Consider the following 7375-nt stretch of genomic DNA (forward strand, 5'->3'; position numbering starts at 1 on the left):
GCATCCAGGCCGCGGGCGCGTCGTCGGGGCCGGGCGCCGCGAGGAAGGCGGCTTCGAGGTCGTCGAGGGAGACCTCGCCGGGCTTGCATTCCCGCACCACGATCTCGGGCAGCTTCGGCTCGGGCGCCTTGACCTCGGGGACGGCTTCGACCTCGGGCGTGCCGAGCGACATCCGCTCCAGCGCCTCGATCAGGTCGGTGTCGGCGCCCACGGGTTCCGTCCCGGTGGCTTCGAGGTCGGCGAGGATCAGCTTGAGGCGGTCGAGGGTCGCCAGGATCAGGCTGACGGCCGGGCTCGTCACCGCGAGGCCGTCGCGGAACCGGCCCATCAGGGTCTCGGCGGCATGCGCCAGCGCTTCGAGCCGCGGCAGGCCGAGGAAGCCGCAGGTACCCTTGATGGTGTGGACGAGACGGAAGATGTTCCGCAGGATCGTTTCGTTGTTCGGATCCTGCTCGAAGCGAACGAGTTCGGTGTCGACCGTGTCGAGATGCTCGCCGCTCTCGGTCAGGAACTCGCGCAGAAGGTCGTCCATCGGCGGTACTCGGATTACGTCTGCACGCACGCTCGTGCAGACGCATCCTCGCCCGAGAGCGGTTAGGGAACCGTTTCCGCTGAACCGATTTTCCGTGCGCGCAAGCCGCGTCTTTGCCGGTTAGAGGGACTTTCCGTCGTGCCACACGCAGTTCGAGGCGAGAATCGCAAGATTCACGTCTGATTTTTGCGGCTGAGGCAGGGTTTTACCGTCCATGGCCAGGTCGATCTTGATTTCGACCTGGCCCTTCGATTCGTTGGAACGGCGGGAGAAGTAGCAGTACTGCTGATAGGGCTGGTCGGCGCTGTCCTTGAAGTTCCAGCCGGTCACGATCTGCCCGTCGAGATAGGGCACCTGCTTGAAGACCGTGAAGGTGGTGTTGACGATCGCCTTCGAAGCCGGCGCCGCGTCGGCGCCGAGCTGCGCCTTCGTCGGGGTCGGCGCGGCGGCGGCCTTCGGCAGGGCGCCTTCGAGCTTGAGCACGTTGTCCGTCAGCGTCACCTCGCCCTTGGTCTTCAGGGTGACGTCGGAGAGCGCCGCCTGCATCGCGGCGGCGATCTTCTCGGCGGCGGTGTCGAACTGGTTCATCGTGGCCCAGCCGTAGGCCGCCGCGCCGACACCGATGCCGGCGAGCGCGACGAAGACCCCGGCGCCCGCCGCCCGGAACAGGAAGGCGCGAGCGAAGACGATGCGGGACTCCGCGCGCAGCCGGCCGTTGACCTGCTGCGCGAGGGCGATGTTCTCGGGCGAGCCTTGCGCGACGTAGCTCATGCGCCCGCTCCCGCGCTGGCGGCCGGCAGGATCGGCTGGCTACCCGGCTGGTTGGCGGCGTTTAACCCAGGCGCGGCGCCCGCGGCCGGACGGTTGATCGGAATCACCGCCCCCGTCGCCGCCTCGCGGTTCGGCCGTGGCAGGACCGGCTCGAGGTTCTGCTTCAGCGCCTCTGTGATCGATTCCAGCATGTAGGGCGTCGCCTCCAGGTTCACGGCGGCGCCGAGGTCGTCCTCGTCCATGAAGGTCTTGCGCACCGAGACCGCGCACAGCGCCAGGATCGTCGAGGCGAAGGCGGCGCAGAGCGCCGGCAGGAACACGAAGATGCGCAGGAAGGCGTGCACCTGCTGCTCCGACACGTCGATCGGGTCGACGCCGTAGACCATCGCCGTGAAGGAGTGGAGCTGCGAGCGGTTCACGGCGTTGCGGTAGGCCTGCTCGGCGTCGGCGACCTTGCGCTCGGCGGCGCCGCGGTCGAGCTGGGCGCGCGCCTTGCGCGCCTCCTCGAGGTCCTTGGTCAGCACGCCGCGGTCGGCCGAGGCCTTGGCGACGCCGGCCGAAAGCGTCGCGGTGCGCGGGTCGGTGACGCATTTCAGGTTCTGGTAGCGCACGCCGCGGCTGTTGGTGCCGAACACCTTCTCGCAACGCTGGGCCGGCAGGGCCGAGAGCTGGGCCGCGTTGTCGGCGGCGCGCTTCTCGATCTGGTCGAGCTCGGTCGTGTACTGCGCGACGCGGGCGTCGGCGGCAGAGATGCGGTTGTCGATGGTGCTGCGGTCGGCCTGCGCGTCCTTCAGCGCGGTCTTGGTCTTCGAGGCCTCCATCAGGCGGGGATGGAACATCATCTCGCCGAGTTGGGAAACCGACTTCGTGGTCACGCCTGCGGCGAAGATGATGCCGACGATGGCGAGCGCGCGGATGAAGTACGAGCGCTGGGTGCGCGCCAGGATGCCGAGCGGCACGCGGCACAGCTCCACCGCTGCGTAGACCAGCGGCGCCAGCAGCATGAAGTAGAAGGCGTGGTCGTCGCCGTCGCTGTAGACGGAGGCGAACAACCACGCACCCCAGAGCGAGGCGCCGATCACCATGAACTCGACGAGGTAGGCGATCGCGACGTAGCCCCACTTGATGCGGTAGCCCTTCTCGATGTGACGCTCGTGCGTCCACCTGTCGGACTCGACGGCCCAGGCGCGGCGCTCGCGCTGGACCTCCCGGCTCGGGGGCATCTTTCGCATGGGGCTCTCTAAGGTCGGATCGTACGCGACGCGCGGTTGAGCGTAACCGTTCGTTAACTGCTTTCGCTAAGCGGGCATTGTGCCGAATTTGGGCCGCATGGCGGCCGTCCACCGCTACCGTTCGGGAGGTGGCGCAAATGCCTCACTTTCCGAGACCGGCGCCCGGCGCACGCCCGCCCAATCGCGCCGCGACGGCGATTCCCGGTTGCTCGGGGAGCGCCCACCTCGCATGATCGCGCCAGCCCCGCCCAGTCACGTCGTCAAGAGGTTCGAACCGACCGCCGATGCCCGACGTCCATGCCGGCTCCTACAAGGAAGCGATCCTGTTCCTCGTCACCGCGGGCGTGGTGGTGCCGCTGTTCCATCGCCTGCGCATCAGCCCGGTGCTCGGCTTCATCGGCGCGGGCGCGCTGCTCGGGCCGTTCGGGCTCGGCCGGTTCTCGGACCAGTTCCACTGGGTCTCGCTGTTCACGATCGGCAACCGCACCGAGATCGCGCACCTGGCCGAGTTCGGCGTCATCTTCCTGATGTTCATGATCGGGGTCGAGCTGTCCTGGGAGCGGCTGCGCACCCTGCGGCGCCTGGTCTTCGGCCTCGGCTCGATCCAGGTGATCTGCTCGGCCTTGATCATCGGCTCGATCCTGTTCGGGCTGAAGGTGCCGCTGGCCGGCGCGGTGATCGTCGGCATCGCGCTGGCGCTCTCCTCCACCGCCGTGGTGCTGCCGGTGCTGGCCGAGCAGCGGCGGCTCAACACGCCGGCTGGGCGCGCGAGCTTCGCCGTCCTGCTGTTCCAGGACCTAGCCGTCGCGCCGGTCCTGTTCGCGATCGCGGTCTCGGGCCGCAGCGACGGCGCGGACATGGGCGGCGCGCTCGCCCTGGCGCTTGCGCAGGCCGCCATCGCCCTGGTGGTGATCGTGGTGGCCGGGCGGCTCGCCCTCCGGCCGCTGTTCCACCTGGTGGCGCGCACCAAGTCGGCCGAGCTATTCATGGCGGCCTGCCTCCTCGTCATCGTCGCCACGGCGCTGACGGCGGCGGCGTCCGGCCTGTCGATGACGCTCGGCGCCTTCGTGGCCGGGCTTCTGCTGGCCGAGACCGAGTACCGCCGGGCGATCGAGGCCACCATCGATCCGTTCAAAGGGCTCCTGCTCGGGGTGTTCTTCGTCTCGGTGGGGATGAACCTCGATCCGGCGCAGCTGCTGGCGGCCCCCGGCGCGATCCTCGGGCTCGCCTTCGCGCTGCTGTTCATCAAGGCCGCCGTCGTGGTGATGGCGGCACCCGCCCTCAAACTCTCCCGCGCGGTCGCGTTCGAGACCGCGATGCTGCTCGGGCCGGGCGGCGAGTTCGCCTTCGTGCTGATCGGCGGGGCGATGGCCACCGGCCTCGTGCCGGAGCCGGTGGGCGGGGCGGCGTTGATCGTCACCACGGTGACCATGATCATGATCCCGGGGCTCGCCACCCTGGGCCGGCGGATCGGCAAGCGGGCCTCGAAGCATCAGCAGGGCCGGGTGCGGGCCGACCCGCCGCCGGACAAGCAGCAGGACCGGGTCATCGTCGCCGGCTACGGCCGGGTCGGGCGGCAGGTCGGCGAGATGCTCGCCCGCCACAAGATCCCCTACCTCGCCCTCGATGCGGACGCGGCCCGCGTCGCCGAGCAACGCCGGCTCGGCAAGCCGGTCTACTTCGGCGATTCCTCCAACACCGAATTGCTCCGCCGGTGCGACATCGCCACCGCGCGGGCGCTGGTGGTGACCCTCGACAACCCGCACGCCGTCGAGGCTGTGGTGGTGGCCGCCCGCGCCGAGCGGGCGGACCTGACCATCGTCGCCCGAGCCCGCGACGCGACGCACGCCACCGCGCTCTACGAGCTCGGCGTCGACGACGCGGTGCCGGAGACGATCGAGGCCTCACTGCAGCTCTCGGAGGCGGTGCTGGTCGACGTCGGCGTGCCGATGGGTCTCGTCATCGCGTCGATCCACGAGCGCCGCGACGAGTACCGCGCCATGCTCAAGCGCAAGGAGACCGACACGCGGCCGGTGTTCCGGGCGCGGCGCACCGTCGGCAAGGCGCAGGAAGGGCCGCGGGAGGCCTCGCCGAAGGACGAGCCCGCGACCGTCGTGCGGCGGGCCTGAGCCCTCCGGGATCGCGGCAAGGGATCAGATCAGGGCCGGAGATCAGATCAGGTTCGGCATCGCCTCGCCGTGCCAGTCGCGGGCCTCGGCCTTCCGCATCTTCACCGCGCGAGCCGGCTCGAACCCGTCCGCGAAGCTGCAGCGGTAGACGATCTCGTCGGGCGGTCCCAACCCCATCGCGAGGGGAACCGTCACCGTGTCGCCGTTGAAGCGCCAGCCGCGGGCGCCCTTGTCCCAGTACAGCCAGACCGTTCCCGGATGACCCTTCAGGGCGAACACCGCCGCCTTGCGCGAGATCGCCTGGACGGTGCGCGGCAAGTACATGCCCTTGTCGCGATAGGCGGCGCGGGCCGCCTCCGGTTGGCGATCCATGAAGGTGTTGCGCACGACTTGAATCATCGCGCCCGGCTTCCCGAGAAACCGCTTGAATTCGGACATGTTGCGTAGGATGACTGCCATCGCAGACCTCCCGATTCCGGACATGTGGACTCTTGTCACGCCCGGCTGGACTCGATGCATCCGAGATGGTCGATTCCCATGACTGTTTCAGTGACCGTGCGAGTCTGACTCGACCAGATATCAACAGGAATGCGGACTTGTGCCCAGGAATCCGGGCCTCTCGGTCCAAATCGTGCCGACCGGCATCCTCCGCCGGCGCTTGACCCGACTGCGCCTGCGGCGCGTTATCGGCCCATGCTGCTTCAGTTCTTCACCGCTCTGCGCGAGGCGCGCGTCCCCGTCTCGCTGCGCGAGTACCTGATCCTCCTCGGCGCGCTCGAGCGCGACCTCGCCGACAAGCGGGTGGAGGAGTTCTACTTCCTCGCCCGTACCGCCCTGGTGAAGGACGAGGCCCACCTCGATCGGTTCGACCGGGTGTTCGGCTCGGTGTTCAAGGGGCTCGAAACCGTCGGCGAGGCGGTGGCGCCGACCGCCATCCCCGAGGAATGGCTGCGCAAGCTCGCCGAGAAGTACCTCACCGACGCCGAGAAGGCGGAAATGAAGGCGCTCGGCTGGGACAAGCTGTTCGAGACCCTGAAGCAGCGCCTTGCCGAGCAGAAGGAGCGCCACCAGGGCGGCTCGAAGTGGATCGGCACTGGCGGCACCTCGCCCTTCGGCGCCTACGGCTACAACCCGGAAGGCATCCGCATCGGCCAGGACGGCAACCGCAACTTCCGCGCGGTGAAGGTCTGGGACAAGCGCGAATTCAAGGACCTCGACGACACCGTCGAGCTCGGCACCCGCACCATGCGGCTGGCGCTGCGGCGCCTCCGCCGCTTCGCGCGCACAGGCGCGGCCGAGGAACTCGACCTCGACGGCACGATCCGCGAGAGCGCGCGCCAAGGCTACATCGACGTGCGCCTGCGGCCGGAACGGCGTAATGCAGTAAAGGTTCTGCTCTTCCTCGACGTCGGAGGCTCGATGGATTGGCACGTGGAGCAGGTCGAGGAGCTATTCTCGGCGGCGCGCTCGGAATTCAAGCATTTTGCGCACTTCTACTTCCACAACTGCCCCTACGAGGCGGTATGGACCGAGAACCGCCGCCGCCACGACGAGGCGACGCCGCTCCTCGACGTGATCCGAACCTATCCGTCGGACTACCGCGTGGTGTTCGTCGGCGACGCCTCGATGAGCCCCTACGAGATCGCGGCGCCCGGCGGCTCGGTGGAGCACTGGAACGAGGAGCCCGGCGCGGCCTGGGTCGAGCGGGTGCTCGCGCATTTCCCGAAGGCGGTGTGGCTCAATCCGGTGCCGACGCCGCAATGGGGCTACACGCAGTCGATCGGGATGATGCGGCGGCTGTTCTCCAACCGCATGTTCCCGTTGACCCTTGAAGGCCTCGACGGCGCGATGCGGGCGCTGCTGCGATGACCGCCCAGACCGCCGAGAGCATTTTCAAGCGAGGTGGTTTCCGGCTCGCGTGAAGACAATGCGACCCCGCAATGAGATGGAGCGTTTTCCGTGATCCAGGGATGACGGAAAACGCTCTATCCCTGGCGGGCCGGCGTCGTCACCGTGAGGCCGTCGAACTCAGGCTTGATGCGGATCTGGCAGGAGAGCCGCGAGGTCGCCTTCACGTCCGAGGCGAAGTCGAGCATGTCCTGCTCCATGTCCTCGGCCGGACCCACCGCCGCGGCCCAGTCGTCGGCCACGTAGACGTGGCAGGTGGCGCAGGCGCAGGCGCCGCCGCACTCCGCATCGATCCCCGGCACGTTGTTGCGCAGCGCCGTCTCCATGACGGTGGCGCCGACGCTGCCCTCGACGGTCCTCGCCGTTCCGGCATGATCGACGTAGGTGATCTTGGGCATCCGTGACTCCGGGCTCGTGGATCGGGCGGGCAAGTGTCGGGCGGGCAGGTGTCCGGCGAGCGCCGAGCCTGCTTACGGGGCATGACGCGGATTGCAAGCACGGCGACGTCCGGGCACGCCGGCGCAAGCCCACGCGGGCGGTTTGTTGCTGCGGCCTACGCGAAAACCTGCAGGGTGTTCCCGCACCGCACGCGCGCGACCGCTTTTGCCGCAGAGGTCGGCCGCTCAACCGATCTCGGCGAGGCATGCGGCGACGACCGGTTCCAGGTCGGCCACCGCCGCGGCACCGTCGCCGCCCCCGCGCAACGCCGTCTCGGCAGCCGAGCTGAGGTCGCGGACGTGGCTGGCGCCGACGGAGGCCGCGGAGCCCTTGAGGGTGTGGGCGAGGTCGGCGCGGTCCTGGGC

Annotated in this window: 8 protein-coding genes; 2 read left to right on the forward strand and 6 right to left on the reverse strand. The window is 69.0% G+C overall.

Translation table 11 applies throughout. The features are described 5' to 3' along the window. The 3 genes from FV222_RS12805 to FV222_RS12815 form a co-directional block, all read right to left on the reverse strand. Window positions 1-532: Hpt domain-containing protein (locus FV222_RS12805; RefSeq protein ID WP_187277322.1), on the reverse strand; the 532-nt coding region annotated here is incomplete at its 3' end. Window positions 533-652: 120 nt separating this feature from the next. After that, complete coding sequence (locus FV222_RS12810; RefSeq protein ID WP_147753559.1) at window positions 653-1303, reverse strand: hypothetical protein; 651 nt, start codon at window positions 1301-1303, stop codon at window positions 653-655. Further along, a complete protein-coding gene (locus FV222_RS12815; RefSeq protein ID WP_147753560.1) occupies window positions 1300-2535 on the reverse strand; it encodes an ATPase in 1236 nt (411 codons plus the stop codon). Before FV222_RS12815 ends, FV222_RS12810 begins: the two co-directional genes overlap by 4 nt. A gap of 284 nt (window positions 2536-2819) precedes the next feature. Here FV222_RS12815 and FV222_RS12820 point away from each other — a divergent pair, with 284 nt between their 5' ends. After that, window positions 2820-4664, forward strand: a complete 1845-nt coding sequence (locus tag FV222_RS12820) for a cation:proton antiporter (RefSeq protein WP_147814529.1) — start codon at window positions 2820-2822, stop codon at window positions 4662-4664. A gap of 42 nt (window positions 4665-4706) precedes the next feature. On the opposite strand, the gene FV222_RS12825 is transcribed toward FV222_RS12820, so the two are convergent. Beyond that, complete coding sequence (locus FV222_RS12825; protein ID WP_147814531.1) at window positions 4707-5123, reverse strand: hypothetical protein; 417 nt, start codon at window positions 5121-5123, stop codon at window positions 4707-4709. 234 nt (window positions 5124-5357) lie between these two features. On the opposite strand from FV222_RS12825, the gene FV222_RS12830 reads away from it, so the two are divergent. Next, the gene (locus FV222_RS12830) at window positions 5358-6533 is read left to right on the forward strand and encodes a VWA domain-containing protein (protein ID WP_147761904.1); all 1176 of its coding nucleotides are present in this window, start codon (window positions 5358-5360) and stop codon (window positions 6531-6533) included. 116 nt (window positions 6534-6649) lie between these two features. Here FV222_RS12830 and FV222_RS12835 read toward each other — a convergent pair whose 3' ends face one another. Beyond that, window positions 6650-6970 carry a 2Fe-2S iron-sulfur cluster-binding protein gene (locus FV222_RS12835; protein WP_147753564.1) on the reverse strand — a complete coding sequence of 107 codons (321 nt, stop codon included), beginning with the start codon at window positions 6968-6970 and terminating at the stop codon, window positions 6650-6652. 225 nt (window positions 6971-7195) lie between these two features. After that, window positions 7196-7375: Hpt domain-containing protein (locus FV222_RS12840; protein WP_187277323.1), on the reverse strand; the 180-nt coding region annotated here is incomplete at its 5' end.

Source organism: Methylobacterium sp. WL103 (genome assembly GCF_008039885.1).
GTDB classification, from domain to species: domain Bacteria; phylum Pseudomonadota; class Alphaproteobacteria; order Rhizobiales; family Beijerinckiaceae; genus Methylobacterium; species Methylobacterium cerastii.